Annotated in this window: 12 protein-coding genes and 3 tRNA genes; 5 read left to right on the top strand and 10 right to left on the bottom strand. The window is 63.8% G+C overall.

Annotated features, from left to right (window positions below; all coding sequences use genetic code 11):
- Positions 1 to 22: 22 nt before the first annotated feature.
- Positions 23 to 277, bottom strand: a complete 255-nt coding sequence (locus tag B0E49_RS07860; protein ID WP_077561638.1) for a TIGR04438 family Trp-rich protein — start codon at positions 275 to 277, stop codon at positions 23 to 25.
- A gap of 103 nt (positions 278 to 380) precedes the next feature.
- Here B0E49_RS07860 and B0E49_RS07855 point away from each other — a divergent pair, with 103 nt between their 5' ends.
- The gene (locus tag B0E49_RS07855; protein ID WP_077561637.1) at positions 381 to 686 is read left to right on the top strand and encodes a c-type cytochrome; all 306 of its coding nucleotides are present in this window, start codon (positions 381 to 383) and stop codon (positions 684 to 686) included.
- A gap of 114 nt (positions 687 to 800) precedes the next feature.
- Here the strand turns inward: B0E49_RS07855 and acs are convergent, their stop codons facing one another.
- On the bottom strand, positions 801 to 2,819 hold the full coding sequence (gene acs, locus B0E49_RS07850; protein ID WP_077561636.1) for an acetate--CoA ligase: 2,019 nt from the start codon (positions 2,817 to 2,819) through the stop codon (positions 801 to 803).
- 177 nt (positions 2,820 to 2,996) lie between these two features.
- Entirely contained in the window at positions 2,997 to 4,388 is a 1,392-nt protein-coding gene (fumC, locus tag B0E49_RS07845; RefSeq protein WP_077561635.1) for a class II fumarate hydratase, read from the bottom strand.
- Positions 4,389 to 4,517: 129 nt separating this feature from the next.
- Here fumC and B0E49_RS07840 point away from each other — a divergent pair, with 129 nt between their 5' ends.
- From B0E49_RS07840 to B0E49_RS07825, 4 genes are all read left to right on the top strand, one after another.
- Entirely contained in the window at positions 4,518 to 6,071 is a 1,554-nt protein-coding gene (locus tag B0E49_RS07840) for a fumarate hydratase (protein ID WP_077561634.1), read from the top strand.
- 8 nt (positions 6,072 to 6,079) lie between these two features.
- The gene (gene murI, locus B0E49_RS07835) at positions 6,080 to 6,907 is read left to right on the top strand and encodes a glutamate racemase (RefSeq protein ID WP_077561633.1); all 828 of its coding nucleotides are present in this window, start codon (positions 6,080 to 6,082) and stop codon (positions 6,905 to 6,907) included.
- Positions 6,908 to 7,015: 108 nt separating this feature from the next.
- On the top strand, positions 7,016 to 7,597 hold the full coding sequence (locus B0E49_RS07830) for a uracil-DNA glycosylase family protein (protein WP_077561632.1): 582 nt from the start codon (positions 7,016 to 7,018) through the stop codon (positions 7,595 to 7,597).
- Between the two features lie 163 nt (positions 7,598 to 7,760).
- On the top strand, positions 7,761 to 10,658 hold the full coding sequence (locus tag B0E49_RS07825) for an adenosylcobalamin-dependent ribonucleoside-diphosphate reductase (RefSeq protein WP_077561631.1): 2,898 nt from the start codon (positions 7,761 to 7,763) through the stop codon (positions 10,656 to 10,658).
- A 53-nt stretch (positions 10,659 to 10,711) separates the two neighbouring features.
- Here B0E49_RS07825 and B0E49_RS07820 read toward each other — a convergent pair whose 3' ends face one another.
- From B0E49_RS07820 to clpP, 7 genes are all read right to left on the bottom strand, one after another.
- Complete coding sequence (locus B0E49_RS07820) at positions 10,712 to 11,344, bottom strand: DUF6806 family protein (protein WP_077561630.1); 633 nt, start codon at positions 11,342 to 11,344, stop codon at positions 10,712 to 10,714.
- Positions 11,345 to 11,357: 13 nt separating this feature from the next.
- Positions 11,358 to 11,451, bottom strand: a tRNA-Leu gene (locus B0E49_RS07815).
- A gap of 59 nt (positions 11,452 to 11,510) precedes the next feature.
- Positions 11,511 to 11,584, bottom strand: a tRNA-Cys gene (locus tag B0E49_RS07810).
- 58 nt (positions 11,585 to 11,642) lie between these two features.
- Positions 11,643 to 11,718: transfer RNA gene (locus tag B0E49_RS07805), tRNA-Gly, on the bottom strand.
- A 51-nt stretch (positions 11,719 to 11,769) separates the two neighbouring features.
- Complete coding sequence (gene lon, locus B0E49_RS07800; protein ID WP_077561629.1) at positions 11,770 to 14,211, bottom strand: endopeptidase La; 2,442 nt, start codon at positions 14,209 to 14,211, stop codon at positions 11,770 to 11,772.
- Positions 14,212 to 14,315: 104 nt separating this feature from the next.
- Positions 14,316 to 15,581 (bottom strand): ATP-dependent Clp protease ATP-binding subunit ClpX, encoded by a 1,266-nt coding sequence (clpX, locus tag B0E49_RS07795; protein WP_077561628.1) that lies wholly within the window; start codon positions 15,579 to 15,581, stop codon positions 14,316 to 14,318.
- Between the two features lie 107 nt (positions 15,582 to 15,688).
- Positions 15,689 to 16,333, bottom strand: a complete 645-nt coding sequence (gene clpP, locus B0E49_RS07790; RefSeq protein WP_077561627.1) for an ATP-dependent Clp endopeptidase proteolytic subunit ClpP — start codon at positions 16,331 to 16,333, stop codon at positions 15,689 to 15,691.
- Positions 16,334 to 16,411 lie beyond the last annotated feature (78 nt).

The following is a 16,411-nucleotide window of genomic DNA, read 5'->3' as shown; positions in this document are numbered from 1 at the left end:
CGGCTGGCCACGGAAACGCCGCTCAGCGGCGTTTGCCGGCCCCCTTGCGGGTGCCGATGCCCAGCGCCACGCGGTTTTTCTCGATGCGGTCGGCCTTGCGCTGGTCCATTTTTTCGACCGCCTTTTTCTTGCTATAGCCGGACAGGTCGGCCCATGTCCACCACACGACGGCCAGGGCGAACGGCGACAGGACCAGCCACCAGCTCCAGTCCGTCACGGGCCCGATCGCCAGGTATTTCATGAGCAGCAAAATAATCCCGATCCCCAGCAAATACATCACAGTCTCCAGGAGTTCAAGCCATGCCAATCGCGGGCCGGCGTGTCAACGGTCATCGCTACAATGGCGTTCAAGGAATGTACCGCAACCCACAAGGCCACTCATGAAACAAATTTTGCTCGCCCTATTGACCACGGTCGCCGTCGCCACTCCCGCGCTGGCGAATCTGGCGCTGGCCACGTCCAAGAACTGCATGGCCTGCCACGCGGTCGACAAAAAACTGGTCGGCCCCTCGTACAAGGACGTCGCCGCCAAATATGCCGGCCAGAAGGATGCCGTGGACAAGCTGGCCGTGAAGATCATGAAGGGCGGCTCGGGCGTGTGGGGGCCTGTTCCCATGCCCGCGAATACCCAGGTCAACGAGGCCGAAGCCAGGCAACTGGCCGCGTGGGTGCTGTCGCTGAAATAAGCGGCAGCGGCCACCCAACAAAAAACCCGCTGAGCGATCAGCGGGTTTTTTAATGGTCATTTCGATCGCAAGCCCATATTGGGCAATGGCTTGCAGCTATCGGAAATATAGCAATCAGAGTTTTTGCGCGAGCTGCTCGAGAATCTGCGGGTTCTCCAGCGTCGAGACGTCCTGCGTAATCGGCTCGCCCTTGGCAATCGAGCGCAGCAGGCGGCGCATGATCTTGCCCGAGCGCGTCTTGGGCAGGTTGTCGCCAAAGCGAATGTCCTTGGGCTTGGCGATCGGGCCGATTTCCTTGGCGATCCAGTTGCGCAATTCATTGGCAATCCTGACGGCTTCCTCCCCTTGCGGGCGCCCGCCCTTGAGCACCACGAAGGCGCAAATCGCCTCGCCTGTCAGATCATCGGGGCGCCCCACCACGGCCGCTTCGGCCACCAGGTCGGACTTGGCCGCCAGCGCCGACTCGATCTCCATCGTGCCCATGCGGTGGCCCGACACGTTCAGCACGTCGTCGATGCGCCCCGTGATGCGGAAGTAGCCGCGGTCGGCGCCGTTGGTCGCCGCGCCGGTGCTGCGCACGGCGCCGTCGCCGGCGAGGTAGGTCTTGCCGCCGAGCTCTTCCGGGAAATAGCTCTTCTTGAAGCGCTCGGGATCGTTCCAGATGGTGCGGATCATCGCGGGCCAGGGGCGCTTGACCACCAGCATGCCGCCCGAGCCGTTGGGCATCTCGTGGCCTGTCTCATCCACGATGCTGATCATGAGGCCCGGCAGCGGCAGCGTGCAGCTGCCCGGCACCAACGCCGTAACCCCTGGCAGCGGATTGATCATGTGCCCGCCGGTCTCCGTCTGCCACCAGGTGTCCACGATCGGGCAGCGCTCGCCGCCCACGTTCTTGTAGTACCAGACCCAGGCTTCCGGGTTGATGGGCTCCCCGACCGAGCCGAGGATGCGCAGGCTGGACAGGTCAAAGCGTTTCGGGTGCACCTTGGGGTCGGCTTCCGAGGCCTTGATCAGCGAGCGCACGGCCGTGGGCGCTGTGTAGAACACGCTGCATTTGTGGCGCTCGATCATCTGCCAGAAACGGCCCGCATCGGGGTAGGTGGGCACGCCTTCAAAGATGATTTGCGTGCCGCCGGCCGCCAGCGGGCCATAGGCCACGTAGGTATGGCCGGTGATCCAGCCGATATCGGCCGTGCACCAGAACACATCCTCGGGCTTCAGGTCGAACGTCCAGTCCATCGTGAGCTTGGCCCACAGCAGATAGCCGCCGGTGCAGTGCACCACGCCCTTGGGCTGACCGGTCGAGCCCGAGGTGTACAGGACGAACAACGGATGCTCGGCGCTGACCGGCACCGGCGCACAGGTCGCGCTCTGGCCCGCCAGTGCCTGCTCGAAGGTCAGGTCGCGCCCGGCCACCATGTTGCACGCGTCCTTCGTGCGCTGGTACACCAGTACAGTCTTGACGGCCTCGCAGCCGCCCAGCGCCAGCGCCTCGTCGACCACCGCCTTGAGCGGCATGGCGCGCCCGCCGCGCATTTGCACGTTGGCGGTAATCACGGCGACCGCGCCGATGTTGACGATGCGCTCTTGCAGCGCCTTGGCCGAGAAGCCGCCGAACACCACGCTATGGATCGCGCCCAGGCGCGCGCAGGCCTGCATCGCAATCACGCCTTCCACCGTCATCGGCATGTAGAGGATCACGCGGTCGCCCTTCTTCACGCCGCGCGCCTTCAGTGCGTTGGCAAACTGGCCCACGCGCGCCAGCAGTTCCTTGTAGGTGACTTTGGCGACCGCGCCGTCGTCGGCTTCGAAGATGATGGCGGTCTTGTTCTCGACCGGCGTGCCCATGTGCCTGTCCAGGCAGTTGGCCGAGGCGTTGATCTCACCGTCCTCGAACCATTTGTAAAACGGCGCGTTCGACTCGTCCAGGGTCTTGCTGAAGGGCTTGCTCCACGCCAGGTTCTCGCGCGCCAGCCTGGCCCAGAAGCCCTCGTAGTCCCCGGCGGCCTGCGCACACAGCGCGTTGTACGCGGCCATGCCCGAAATGCGGGCACCCTTGACCATGGCATCGCCGGGCGGGAACACCCGGTTTTCAATCAGCACGGACTCGATGGCAGATGACGGAACGCTCATGGACTTGTCTCCTTGGGTTAATGGGTATTGCGTGGTTATTGCGCGGTAATGTCGGCGCTGGCTCTTACAGGCCACTGACTGGCATCAAGCTTACACCGCGATGGGGCCGCCGGAATTGGACCGCGTCCGCCTCATTTTGCCCATTCGGGAAAAACCCGTCTCCCGACAGCGACGTTGTCACGCCGTGCGGCCGACCATGTCTTCCGGGCGCACCCATTGGTCGAACTGCTCGGCCGTCACATGGCCCGAAGCCAGCGCGGCCTCGCGCAGGCTCAAGCCCTCCTTGTGCGCCTTCTTGGCAATTTGCGCCGACTTGTCGTAGCCGATGTGCGGGTTCAGCGCGGTCACCAGCATCAGCGAGCGCGCCACCAGTTCCGCAATGCGTTCGCGGTTCGGCTCGATCCCGACCGCGCAGTGGTCGTTGAAGCTGGTCATGCCATCGGCCAGCAGCCGCACGCTGTGCAGAAAGTTGTGCGCAATCATGGGACGGAACACGTTGAGCTCGAAATTGCCCGAGGCCCCGCCCATGTTGATGGCCACGTCGTTGCCGAACACCTGGCAGCACAGCATGGTCACGGCCTCGCTCTGCGTCGGATTCACCTTGCCGGGCATGATGGACGAGCCGGGCTCGTTCTCGGGAATCGACAGCTCGCCGATGCCGCTGCGCGGCCCGCTGGCCAGCCAGCGCACGTCGTTGGCGATTTTCATCATGCTGGCCGCCAGCGTCTTGAGCGCGCCGTGCGCGTGCACCAGCGCATCGCAGGACGCCAGCGCCTCGAACTTGTTGGGCGCGGTCACCAGCGGCAGGCCGGTCAGCCGCGCCAGTTCGGCCGCCGCCTGTTCGGCGTAGCCCTTGGGCGCATTCAGCCCGGTGCCCACGGCCGTGCCGCCCAGCGCCAGCTCGCACAGGTGCGGCAGCGCGGCGCGCAGATGCGCCTCGCCATGCTCCAGCTGCGCCACATAGCCCGAAAACTCCTGGCCCAGCGTAAGCGGCGTGGCGTCCTGCAAATGGGTGCGCCCGATCTTCACGATGCTGTCAAAATCCCGGGCCTTGGCCGCCAGCGTGCCGCGCAGCTTCGCGATGGCGGGCAGCAGCTTGTGCGTGATGGCGTCCACTGCCGCCACATGCATGGCGGTGGGGAACACATCGTTCGAGGACTGGCTGCGATTCACCTCGTCGTTCGGGTGCACCAGCCGCGCGTCGCCGCGCTCGCCCCCGAGCAGTTCGCTGGCGCGGTTCGCCAGCACCTCGTTGACGTTCATGTTGGTCTGGGTTCCCGAGCCGGTCTGCCAGACCACCAGCGGGAACTCCGCCGGGTGCTGGCCGGCAATCACCTCGTCGGCCGCCTGGATGATGGCCTGGGCCTTCTTCTCGTCCAGCAGCCCCAGCGCATGGTTCACCACGGCCGAGGAGCGCTTGATCTGCGCCAGCGCCCGGATGATCTCGCGCGGCTGTTGCTCGCCGGAAATGTCGAAGTTCTGCAGCGAGCGCTGCGTCTGCGCGCCCCACAGATGGTCGAAGGGGACTTCGATGGGGCCGAAAGTATCGCGTTCGGTGCGGGTCTTCATGGGGTTCCTTTCTGGGCGATGGCTGTGAGCTGTCAAAATGGCGGGTGCACAGTCCTGTGGCAAGTCGCCATTAGCAGACTTGGTCGGGCAGGCTGCGCAACACCCGTATTTTCACCCCCCACACGCACCATGACTACCAGCATCAAGCAAAGCGACCTGATCGAATCCATTGCCGGCGCCCTCCAGTACATCAGCTATTACCACCCCAGCGACTACATCGCCCACCTGGCGCGGGCCTACGAGCGCGAGCAAAGCGCCGCGTCGAAAGATGCGATCGCGCAGATCCTGACCAATTCGCGCATGAGCGCCGAGGGCCATCGCCCGATCTGCCAGGACACCGGCATCGTGAACGTGTTCCTCAAGGTCGGCATGGACGTGCGCCTGGACGGCTTCACCGGCAGCCTTCATGACGCCATCAACGAGGGCGTGCGCCGCGGCTACAAGCATCCCGACAACACCCTGCGCGCCAGCGTGGTGGCAGACCCGCAGTTCGAGCGCAAGAACACCAGGGACAACACGCCTGCCGTGATCTTTACCGAGATCGTGCCCGGCAATACGCTCGACATCACCGTGGCGGCCAAGGGCGGCGGCAGCGAGAACAAGAGCAAGTTCGTCATGCTAAATCCAGGCGACTCGGTGGTGGACTGGGTGCTCAAGACCGTGCCCACCATGGGCGCCGGCTGGTGCCCGCCGGGCATGCTGGGTATCGGCATCGGCGGCACGGCCGAGAAGGCCATGCTGATGGCCAAGGAAAGCCTGATGGACGACATCGACATGTACGAGCTGCAGGCCAAATCCTCATCGGGCCAGGCGCTGACGAAAACCGAAGAACTGCGGCTGGAGCTGTACGACAAGGTCAACGCGCTGGGCATCGGCGCGCAGGGCCTGGGCGGCCTGACCACCGTGCTCGACGTCAAGATCAAGCTGTACCCCACGCACGCGGCGAGCAAGCCGGTTGCGATGATCCCCAACTGCGCCGCCACGCGCCACGCGCACTTCGTGATGGATGGCAGCGGCCCGGTGTACCTGACGCCGCCCAGCCTGGACCTGTGGCCCGACGTGCACTGGGCGCCCGATTACAACAAGAGCACGAAGGTGAACCTCGACACGCTGAGCAAAGCCGAGGTGGCGAGCTGGAAACCCGGTGAGCGGCTGCTGCTCAGCGGCAAGATGCTGACCGGCCGCGATGCCGCGCACAAGCGCATCCAGGGCATGCTGGAGCGGGGCGAGCCGCTGCCGGTGGACTTCACCAACCGCGTCATCTACTACGTGGGCCCGGTCGATCCAGTGCACGGCGAAGCCGTGGGCCCCGCGGGCCCGACCACGGCCAACCGCATGGACGGCTTCACCGAGATGATGCTGGCGCAAACCGGCCTGATTTCCATGATCGGCAAGGCCGAGCGCGGCCCGGTCGCGATCGAGGCCATCAAGCGCCACAAGAGCGCCTACCTGATGGCGGTGGGCGGCGCCGCCTACCTGGTGAGCAAGGCCATCAAGAGTGCGCGCGTCGTGGGCTTTGCCGATTTGGGGATGGAAGCGATCTACGAGTTCGACGTGACCGACATGCCCGTGACCGTGGCGGTGGACGCCGGCGGCACCAGCGCGCACATCACCGGCCCGGCCGAGTGGCAGAAGAAGATTGCCAGCGGCGAGTTCAAGAGCATTGCCGTCGCCGCCGTTTGAATTGAGCCATGATCGGCGTTTTCGACAGCGGCATCGGCGGTTTGAGCATTCTGCAGGCCCTGCGCGCCGAGCTGCCGCAGCAAGATTTCGTCTACATCGCGGACAGCGGCCACGCGCCCTATGGCGAGCGTGATGACGCACATGTGATCGCGCGCTCGCGCATCCTCACGCAGCACCTGCGCGCCGCGCACCGCATCGAGGCGCTGGTGATCGCCTGCAACACCGCGACCGCGGCGGCCATTCGCCTGCTGCGCGCCGAGCACCCCGACCTGCCCATCGTCGGCGTGGAGCCTGCGCTCAAGCCCGCCCTCGCGCTGAGCCGGACCCGGCGCATCGGTGTGATGGCCACGCGCGGCACGCTTGCGAGCGCCAAATTCAAAGCCTTGCGGGACGCGCTGGCCGGCCAGGCCGAGTTCATCTGCCAGCCCTGCGACGGCCTGGCGGACGCCATCGAGCACAGCGCTGGAGCCGGCGATGACATCACGGACGCTACGGACTTGATAGCGCACTGCGCCCGCCACACAAGGGCCATGGGCCCATTTGGCGTGAAGGCTGGAGAAATCGACACGCTGGTGCTGGGTTGCACCCACTACCCGTTTGTGCAGGCGCAGCTGCGTGAGCTGCTCGGCCCGCAGGTCCGCTTCGTCGCCACGGGCGAGCCCGTCGCGCGCCAGACCCGGCGCCTGCTGCAGGCCGCGCGCAGGCTCGCGCCAGGCCAGGGCGCGGCGGACACTGGCCGCATCCTGCTGCGCACCACCGGCGAACCCGCCGCGCTGCAAGCGGCCGCACGGCGCTGGCTGCAACTGCAAGCCACTGCGGAATTGCTATTTATTTGATAGCTCATTGCGCATACACAGCATGGGCTACGGGCACATTTCACTTAAAACCGCGGCTGCGCCGGCCGCTATTCGCATGGCTGCGCCCCCGGCGCGTGCCCCGCACCCATGACCACGTACAAAGCCCTGCTCACCCAGGTTCATGCCTGCACCCTGTGCGCCGCGTACCTGCCACATGGCGTGCGGCCCGTGCTTCAGCTGCACCCGCAGGCACGCATCCTGATTGCCAGCCAGGCGCCGGGCCGCAAGGTGCACGAATCGGGCATCCCGTTCAACGACGCCAGCGGAAACCGTCTGCGCGAGTGGATGGGCATCACGCGCGAAGTGTTTTACGACCCGAAACAGGTCGCCATCGTGCCCATGGGCCTGTGCTTTCCCGGCACGGGAAAATCCGGCGACCTGCCGCCCCGGCCCGAGTGCGCACCCGCCTGGCGCCGCCCGCTGCTCGGCCACCTGCGCCACCTGGAACTGACCCTGGTGATCGGGCAGTACGCGCAGGCATATCACCTGGGCGCGCAGCATGCGTCGCTCACCGATGCCGTGAAGTCATGGCGGGACCATTGGCCGCAGGTCCTGCCACTGCCCCACCCCAGCCCCAGAAACAACCTCTGGCTGCGCCGTAACCCGTGGTTCGAGGCCGAGGTGCTGCCGGCGCTGCGCAGCCGCGTGGCGGAGCTGCTGACGGGCTGACCGGACGGGCCGACCCGGCGCTATGCACGCGCGCCGAGTAGTGTTTTGCGTTGAATCAAACCGCCTGGAATGATTCAATCAATGACTGCTGTCTGTCCCAGATCAAATCGCCGGGAAATTCCGCGCACTACGATGCATCACACAAGGAGCAAGGAAAATATCCATGAACAAAACTCTGCGCAAAAACCGCGCGCCCCAACATGGGATCGCCGCCCAGCCCATCAGCGAGGAAGTCCTGCTGGAAAAATACAGCAAGGGGGATGAGCGGACCATCGATGACGTGAATCTGCGCGTTGCCCGTGCACTGGCGCAGAAGGAAGCACCCGAGCAGCGCGCCGCGTGGGAATCGAAATTCAGGGAAGCCATGCAGCAGGGCTTTCTGCCGGCCGGGCGCATCCAGTCGGCGGCGGGCACCGATCTTGCCGCCACGCTGATCAACTGCTTTGTCCAGCCCGTGGGGGACGCCATTGCGCAGATGGAAGACGGCTATCCGGGCATTTACACAGCCTTGACGGAGGCCGCGGAAACCATGCGGCGCGGCGGCGGCGTAGGCTACGATTTTTCCCGCATCCGACCGCGTGGCGCCTGGGTCGGCAGCACGCAAAGCAGCGCCTCCGGGCCGATCAGCTACATGCGGGTGTTCGACCGCTCCTGCGAAACCGTGGAGTCGGCCGGCGCCCGGCGCGGGGCGCAAATGGGCGTACTGCGCTGCGACCACCCCGACATCGAGGAATTCATCCATGCCAAGGACGCCGGCAACCTGACGAACTTCAATATTTCCGTGGGCGTGACCGACGCCTTCATGGAGGCGGTACAGGACGACACCGAGGTGGAGCTGGTGCACCGCGCCGAGCCGGGCGCCGCGCAAAAGGCCGCTGGCGCCTACAGCCAGGTCCAGGCGGACGGCAGCGCGCAATGGGTCTACCGCAAGCTGCGCGCGCGCGACCTGTGGGACCAGATCATGCGCTCCACCTATGACCACGCCGAGCCGGGCGTGCTGTTCCTCGACCAGATCAACCGCGACAACAACCTGTCGTACTGCGAAACCATCGCCAGCACCAATCCGTGCGCCGAGCAGCCCCTGCCGCCCTACGGCTGCTGCTGTCTGGGCTCGATCGACCTCACGCGTTTTGTCGCCAACCCGTTCGAGGACAGCGCGCACTTCGATGCGCCGGCGTTTTCCCGCGTGGCGCGCGTGGCGGTGCGCATGCTCGACAACGTGCTGGACGTGACGGTCTGGCCCTTGCCGCAGCAGCAGCAGGAGGCGCGCAACAAGCGCCGTGTCGGCCTGGGCTTCACCGGCCTGGGCGATGCGCTGATCATGCTGGGCCTGCGTTATGACACGGAGGAAGCGCGGGCCATGGCGCAACACATCTCGGAGGTCATGCGCGACGCCGCGTACGACGCCTCCATCGAGCTGGCACGCGAGCGTGGCGCCTTCCCGCTGTTCAATGCGGACCTGTACCTCAACGCCAGCACCTTTGCCTCGCGCCTGCCGCAGGCCCTGAAGGACCGCATCCGCGCACACGGACTGCGCAACTCGCACCTGCTGTCGATCGCCCCCACCGGCACCATCAGCCTGGCATTTGCCGACAACGCCAGCAACGGCATCGAGCCCGCCTTCAGCTGGAGCTACACGCGCAAAAAGCGCATGGCGGATGGCAGCATCAAGGAATATTCGGTGGAAGACCACGCATGGCGCCTGTACCGGCACCTCAAGGGAGAGGACGCGCCCTTGACGCCGGCCTTCGTGACCGCGCTGGAGCTGAGCGCGCAGGCGCACGAGGCCATGGTGGCAGTCGTGGCGCCGTTCATCGACACGTCCATTTCCAAGACCGTGAATGTGCCGGCGGACTACCCGTATGCGGACTTCCAGAACCTGTACATGCAGGCCTGGCAGTCGGGGCTCAAGGGCCTCGCGACCTACCGCCCCAACAGCGTGCTGGGCGCCGTGCTCAGCACCAGCGCTTCCCCGCCGGCCGCGCCGCTGCAAATCGATGGCGCGAACCGGCGCCTGGCACTGGAGCGCCTGCCGGCCCCGGTACTGTCCTCGCTGCGCTGGCCGGGCCGCCCCGAAGTGCCGGGCGGCAACATGGCCTGGACCTTCATGGTGCATCACCCGTTCGGGGACTTCGCGCTGTTCGTGGGGGAACTCGCGCGCGAGGACGGGGGAACCCCGCAGCCCTTCGAGGTCTGGGTCAACGGCGCCGAACAGCCGCGCGGGCTGGGCGCGCTGGCCAAGACCCTGTCCATGGATTTGCGCGCCAACGACCCGGCCTGGCTGCAACTCAAGCTCGATGCGCTGGCCACCGTGGCGGAAGAACGCTCTTTCGAGATGCCGTTCCCGCCGCATGGCGAAAAGCGCCTGTTCCCGGGCGTGGTCGCGGCCACGGCGGCGGTCATCCGCTGGCGCTGCGAGCAGCTCAAGGCGCTGCCCCTGCTGGGCCGCGGCGGTCCCACACCGGTGCTCGATGCCATGTTCAGCCGCGACGAGCCGCACACGGGTCCTTCGGGAACGCTGGCCTGGGCCGTGGATGTGGACAACCCCGCCACTGGCGAAGCCTTCACGCTCACGCTCAAGGAAGTGACGCTGCCAGGCCCCGACGGCAGCACGGTCACCCGGCCCTGCGCGGTCGGGTTCTCGGGCAACTACCCGCGCGCGCTGGACGGCCTGGCGCGACTGCTGTCGCTGGACATGCGGGTGGTCGATCCGGCCTGGATCGGCATGAAGCTGCGCAAGCTGCTCAACTACGCCGAGCCGCTCGGCAACTTCATGGCGTTTGTACCCGGCCTGCCACACGGCGAGCGGCGTCAGCAGACCTGGCCGTCCACCGTGGCCTATCTGGCGCGGCTCATCATTCACCGCTATGCCATGCTGGGTGTGTTGAACGAAGAAGGGTTTCCGCTGCGCGATATGGGCGTGCTCGACTCGCCGCAGGATCGCGACGCGCCCGTCGTGCTGGCCGGCAGGCTGTGCCCGGAGTGCAGCAACCTCACCATGATCCAGAAAGATGGCTGCGACTTTTGCACCGCCTGCGGCTTCGTGGGGCAGTGCGGCTGACGGATGTGGTGCGGTGGGCCCGCATCCGCGGGGCAGCGCCGGATTGTTTTATTTCAGTGCAGGTGCCGCGGCTTGCGGCCACCACCGTGACCGAAGCCGCTGTGTCCGCCGCCGCGTGGTGATTTGCCAATATCAAGCGAATTGACGAGCGCATCGAAGCGCTGGGCAAAGAGCTTGTCGATCTCGGCCACCACGCCCACAAGTTCGGCGCCATCGAAATGGCGCTCCATCGTGCTCACCACGTCCTGCACCAACAGGTCGCGCTGGACCTGCAAAATGGCCGCAGGATTGGGCCCGACAAAGAACATGATGAAGTCGTCGCGCGACTCTTCGGGGGCTTCTTCGTCCTCATCTTCCTCATCAAAATCGGTGTCATAAAAAGTCACCTCAATGGCGGCGCCCTGCGCCGCCAGCTCGTTCAGGCTCATGCCCATCTCATCCAGCGCCTCGCGAAAGTCCTCGTCGCCACGCACCGTCCAGCACAACTGGAGCAGATGCTCCTGCGTATCGAACTTGATGCCCGGCTCTTCCTCGTAGGCACTGGCAGCACCATCGGCCAGCGAGCGCGCGCCGGCGTATCTCCACATGGGCGCGAGCGCGTCCTGAAGCTGCGCGAACGTCACGTCAGGGCGCAGCGGAACCTCGCCATGAACATGGATTTCAAAAGGGGTGTTGTAGCGTGACATAGTCAGATGTTAATGGTGCCCGGGGCCGGGATCGAACCGGCACGCCCCTTATTCAGGAAAGCGGCGGATTTTAAGTCCGCTGTGTCTACCAATTTCACCACCCGGGCCGACGCTGTATTGTGAAACAAAACAGCCCCGGCAACAGTGCAGTTGACAGGGCTGAATCTGGAGGCGCGGCCCGGAGTCGAACCGGGCTAGACGGATTTGCAATCCGGTACATAACCGCTTTGTTACCGCGCCAGAAATTTGCATGTCTCGCGACAAAAAAGGGAAGCTTTTGGCTTCCCTTTTTTTAATCTGGAGCGGGAGAAGAGTCTCGAACTCTCGACCTCAACCTTGGCAAGGTTGCGCTCTACCAACTGAGCTACTCCCGCATTTCAAGCCTCAAATTATAGCTTAATTTTGCAGCCCTCCGCCACCCCGTATCAATGTTTGATCGCTGTCGTGGTCGTGGTCGCGGGTGCGACGCCTTCCACCGCCACCGGTGCCGGCACCACGCCAGCCGCCGGTTCGTCATCGGCCAGCGGCGTGGGCATGCGCTCGAGTGCGATCTTCAACACCTGATCGATCCACTTGACCGGGACAATCTCAAGACCGTTCTTGACGTTCTCGGGGATGTCCTGCAAATCCTTGGCGTTTTCTTCGGGAATCATCACGGTCCGGATGCCGCCGCGCAGTGCCGCGAGGAGTTTTTCCTTGAGCCCGCCAATGGCGGTCACTTCGCCACGCAGGGTGATCTCTCCCGTCATGGCCACATCGCCACGCACGGGAATGCCCGTGAGTGCCGACACGAAAGCCGTCGTCATGGCCGCGCCCGCGCTCGGCCCATCCTTCGGGGTAGCGCCGTCGGGCACGTGAATATGGATGTCCTTCTTCTCGAACGCTTCATCCTTGATTCCGAGGCGGCGTGCACGGCTGCGCACCACGGTGCGGGCCGCTTCCACCGATTCCTTCATCACATCGCCCAGCGAACCGGTGCGGGTGATGACGCCCTTGCCCGGCATGCTGGTGGCTTCGATGGTGAGCAGATCGCCGCCCACCTCCGTCCACGCCAGTCCCACAACCTGGCCGACCTGGTTCTGGTTTTCCGCGTGGCCGTAATTGAACTTGCGAACCCCGAGAAACTCGTTGAGGTTTTCACTGGTCACCAAGACCCGCGGCGTCATTTTCTTGAGCAGCAAGGCCTTGACCACCTTGCGGCAGATCTTGGACAGATCGCGCTCCAGCGAGCGCACACCCGCCTCGCGCGTGTAGTAGCGCACGATGTCCCGCACCGCATCCTCGGACACCAGCAACTCCTCTTCCTTGACGCCGTTGTTCTTGAGTTGCTTGGGCAGCAGGTACCTGGTCGCAATGTTGATCTTTTCATCCTCGGTGTAGCCCGCCAGACGAATCACCTCCATGCGGTCCAGCAGCGCCGGCGGAATATTCATCGAGTTCGAGGTGGCAACAAACATCACGTCGCTCAAATCGAAATCCACCTCGACGTAGTGATCGCCAAAGGTGTGGTTCTGCTCCGGATCCAGCACCTCCAGCAAGGCACTCGATGGATCGCCACGGAAGTCGGTGCCCAGCTTGTCGATCTCGTCGAGCAGAAACAGCGGATTGCGCGTGCCCACTTTGGACAGGCTCTGCAGCACCTTGCCCGGCATGGCGCCAATGTAGGTGCGGCGGTGGCCGCGGATTTCCGCCTCGTCGCGCATGCCGCCCAACGCCACGCGCACATACTTGCGCCCCGTCGCCTTGGCAATGGACTGGCCCAGCGAGGTTTTGCCCACGCCCGGCGGCCCGACCAGGCACAGAATCGGCGCCTTGACCTTGTCCACACGCTGCTGCACCGCAAGATATTCAAGGATGCGGTCTTTCACCTTGTCGAGACCGTAATGGTCTTCGTTGAGCACCTTCTCGGCATTGCCCAGGTCGTGCTTGATCTTGGTCTTCTTGCTCCACGGCAGGCCGATCAGCACATCAATGTAGTTGCGCACCACCGTCGCCTCGGCCGACATGGGCGACATCAGCTTGAGCTTCTTGAGTTCGCCCTCCGCCTTTTTCAACGCCTCCTTGGGCATCTTGGCGAGCTTGATCTTCTTTTCAACCTCTTCGAGGTCGGCGCCATCCTCGCCTTCGCCGAGTTCCTTCTGGATCGCCTTGACCTGCTCATTCAGGTAGAAGTCGCGCTGGTTCTTTTCCATCTGGCGCTTCACGCGGCCGCGGATTTTTTTATCCACGTTGAGAATGTCGACCTCGCGCTCGAGCTGCTCGTACAAATTCTCCAGGCGCAGCTTGACGTCGGCCAGGTCCAGCACGACCTGCTTGTTGTCGAGCTTGAGTGGCAGGTGCGCGGCGATGGTGTCGGCCAGACGGCCGGCGTCATCAATGCTGGAGATCGAGGTCAGGATCTCGGGCGGGATCTTCTTGTTGAGTTTGACGTACTGGTCGAATTGCTGCATCACGGCGCGGCGCAGTGCCTCGATTTCGGTGGATTTTTGATCCCCCGGAGCCGACTCGACCGGCGAGACGTTGGCCGTGAAGTGCGACTCGCCGTCGTCGATCTTGTTCACCCTGGCGCGCTGCTGCCCCTCCACCAGCACCTTCACGGTGCCGTCCGGCAGCTTGAGCATTTGCAGGATGGTGGAGACACACCCCACCTCGAACATGTCCGACACGGACGGCTCGTCCTTGGCGGCGGTCTTTTGCGCCACCAGCATGATGCGGCGCTCCGACTCCATGGCCAGTTCGAGCGCCTTGATGCTCTTGGGGCGTCCCACAAAAAGCGGGATCACCATATGGGGGAAAACCACCACGTCGCGCAATGGCAGCAGTGGCAGATCGATGGGAGATGAAGACAGGGGCGTTTGGCCGGACATGGGAATCCTTTGTTGTACCTGATGAATATGGTTGACCAGCGGCGATTTTCAACCCGTCGTTATTCAATATCGGGCGGGTCCGGCAAAATCGCCGTTATTCGCCCCTAGGCCTTCTTCGCCGACTCGCGGTATACAAGCAGCGGGGGCTTGTTTTCATCGATCGTTGACTCATCGACCACCACCTTGTCCACATTCGAGGTATTCGGCAAATCGAACATGGTGTCGATCAGCGATTGTTCAAGAATGGAGCGCAGGCCGCGCGCGCCGGTTTTGCGCGCCAGCGCCTTCTTGGCGATGGCCTTCAGCGCCGAGGGGCGAATCTCCAGGTCGACGCCTTCCATGGCCAGCAGTTTGCTGTATTGCTTGACCAGGGCGTTCTTCGGCTCGGTCAGGATTTGTACCAAGGCATCTTCGCTGAGTTCGGCCAGCGTGGCCACCACCGGCATGCGGCCTACCAGTTCGGGGATCAGTCCGAACTTGATCAGGTCCTCGGGCTCGACTTCCTTGAAGACTTCGGTCAGGGCGCGCTGCTGCTTGCTCTTGACCGCGGCGCCAAAACCAATGCCGGAAGACTCGGTGCGGTTTTCAATGACTTTTTCCAGGCCCGAGAAAGCGCCGCCACAAACAAACAGGATGTTGGTCGTGTCGACCTGCAGGAAATCCTGATTCGGGTGCTTGCGCCCGCCCTGCGGCGGCACGCTGGCCATGGTGCCTTCAATCAGCTTGAGCAGGGCTTGCTGAACGCCTTCGCCCGACACGTCGCGCGTGATCGAGGGGTTGTCCGACTTGCGGGAAATCTTGTCGATTTCGTCGATGTAGACAATGCCGCGCTGCGCCCGCTCCACGTCGTAATTGCAGCTTTGCAGCAGCTTTTGCACGATGTTTTCGACGTCTTCACCCACATAACCGGCCTCGGTCAACGTGGTGGCGTCGGCCATGACGAACGGCACGTCGAGCATGCGCGCCAGCGTCTGCGCCAGCAGTGTCTTGCCAGAGCCCGTAGGGCCAATTAGCAAGATGTTGCTCTTGGCCAGCTCGACATCGTCTTTCTTGGCCTTTTCCTTGTGGCGTAGCCGCTTGTAGTGGTTATAGACCGCCACCGCCAGCGTGCGCTTGGCCGGCTCCTGGCCGATCACATAGTTGTCGAGGTTGGTCTTGATTTCCAGCGGCGTGGGCAGATCGCCACGCGTCTCGCGCCCATCAGTGCCCAGGGGAAGTTCGTCGCGAATGATCTCGTTGCACAGGTCAATGCATTCGTCGCAGACGAAAACCGAGGGGCCAGCAATCAGCTTCTTGACCTCGTGCTGGCTTTTGCCGCAAAAGGAACAATAAAGGGTTTTTTCGCTGGAGGAGCCTTTTTTCTCGGCCATGTGTGGAATGCCTTGTTACCGGGGTTTCTCAATGATAACCATTTAAAAACGGCGTTTTCCGTCGCAGAAAACGCCGTTGCAGCTGCGCAACTTGAAGATTAGTCAGCTTAGGGGCGTTTGGCAATGACCTGATCCACCACGCCATATTCCTTGGCCTCGTCGGCGAACATGAAGTAGTCGCGCTCGGTATCGCGTTCGATTTTCTCGATCGTTTGCCCGGTGCGCTCGGCCAGGATGCGGTTGAGCTGGTCGCGCGTCTTCAAAATATCACGGGCGTGAATCTCGATGTCGGTCGCCTGGCCCTGCGCACCGCCCGAGGGCTGGTGGATCATGACGCGCGAGTTCGGCAGCGTGTAGCGCTTGCCTTTGGCGCCGGCCGCGAGCAGGAACGCGCCCATGCTGGCGGCCATGCCGGTGCACAGCGTGGACACATCGGGCTTGATGAACTGCATGGTGTCGTAGATGGCCATGCCGGCCGTGACCGAACCACCCGGGGAGTTGATGTAGAACGAAATGTCCTTGTCGGGATTTTCGCTTTCCAGGAACAGCAGCTGCGCCACGACCAGGTTGGCGGTCTGGTCATTCACGGGCCCGACCAGGAAAATCACGCGCTCCTTGAGCAGGCGTGAATAGATGTCATACGATCGCTCGCCGCGGCCGGACTGCTCGATCACCATCGGGACCATGCCAAGGCCCTGGATTTCTGAGGCGCTGCTTGGGGCGCCATAGGAGGCATTGCTTCGAATGATCATGGTTTCTCCAGAGATATTGGGACTGTACCGAAAAGAAATGGGGCTTGCGCGCGAAACTGCAAGTCCGCCGCAAGCCCC

It is taken from the genome of Polaromonas sp. C04 (assembly GCF_002002705.1).
Classification (GTDB): Bacteria; Pseudomonadota; Gammaproteobacteria; order Burkholderiales; family Burkholderiaceae_C; genus Rhodoferax_A.
Note: the sequence above shows the minus strand (reverse complement) of the source record. Positions and strands in the feature narration are given on the sequence as shown.

What these genes read in the sequence shown, in the direction of transcription:
- B0E49_RS07860 (WP_077561638.1), bottom strand. Translation starts at nt 277, where the DNA reads ATGTATTTGCTGGGGATCGGGATTATTTTGCTGCTCATGAAATACCTG.
- B0E49_RS07855 (WP_077561637.1), top strand. Translation starts at nt 381, where the DNA reads ATGAAACAAATTTTGCTCGCCCTATTGACCACGGTCGCCGTCGCCACT.
- acs (WP_077561636.1), bottom strand. Translation starts at nt 2,819, where the DNA reads ATGAGCGTTCCGTCATCTGCCATCGAGTCCGTGCTGATTGAAAACCGG.
- fumC (WP_077561635.1), bottom strand. Translation starts at nt 4,388, where the DNA reads ATGAAGACCCGCACCGAACGCGATACTTTCGGCCCCATCGAAGTCCCC.
- B0E49_RS07840 (WP_077561634.1), top strand. Translation starts at nt 4,518, where the DNA reads ATGACTACCAGCATCAAGCAAAGCGACCTGATCGAATCCATTGCCGGC.
- murI (WP_077561633.1), top strand. Translation starts at nt 6,080, where the DNA reads ATGATCGGCGTTTTCGACAGCGGCATCGGCGGTTTGAGCATTCTGCAG.
- B0E49_RS07830 (WP_077561632.1), top strand. Translation starts at nt 7,016, where the DNA reads ATGACCACGTACAAAGCCCTGCTCACCCAGGTTCATGCCTGCACCCTG.
- B0E49_RS07825 (WP_077561631.1), top strand. Translation starts at nt 7,761, where the DNA reads ATGAACAAAACTCTGCGCAAAAACCGCGCGCCCCAACATGGGATCGCC.
- B0E49_RS07820 (WP_077561630.1), bottom strand. Translation starts at nt 11,344, where the DNA reads ATGTCACGCTACAACACCCCTTTTGAAATCCATGTTCATGGCGAGGTT.
- lon (WP_077561629.1), bottom strand. Translation starts at nt 14,211, where the DNA reads ATGTCCGGCCAAACGCCCCTGTCTTCATCTCCCATCGATCTGCCACTG.
- clpX (WP_077561628.1), bottom strand. Translation starts at nt 15,581, where the DNA reads ATGGCCGAGAAAAAAGGCTCCTCCAGCGAAAAAACCCTTTATTGTTCC.
- clpP (WP_077561627.1), bottom strand. Translation starts at nt 16,333, where the DNA reads ATGATCATTCGAAGCAATGCCTCCTATGGCGCCCCAAGCAGCGCCTCA.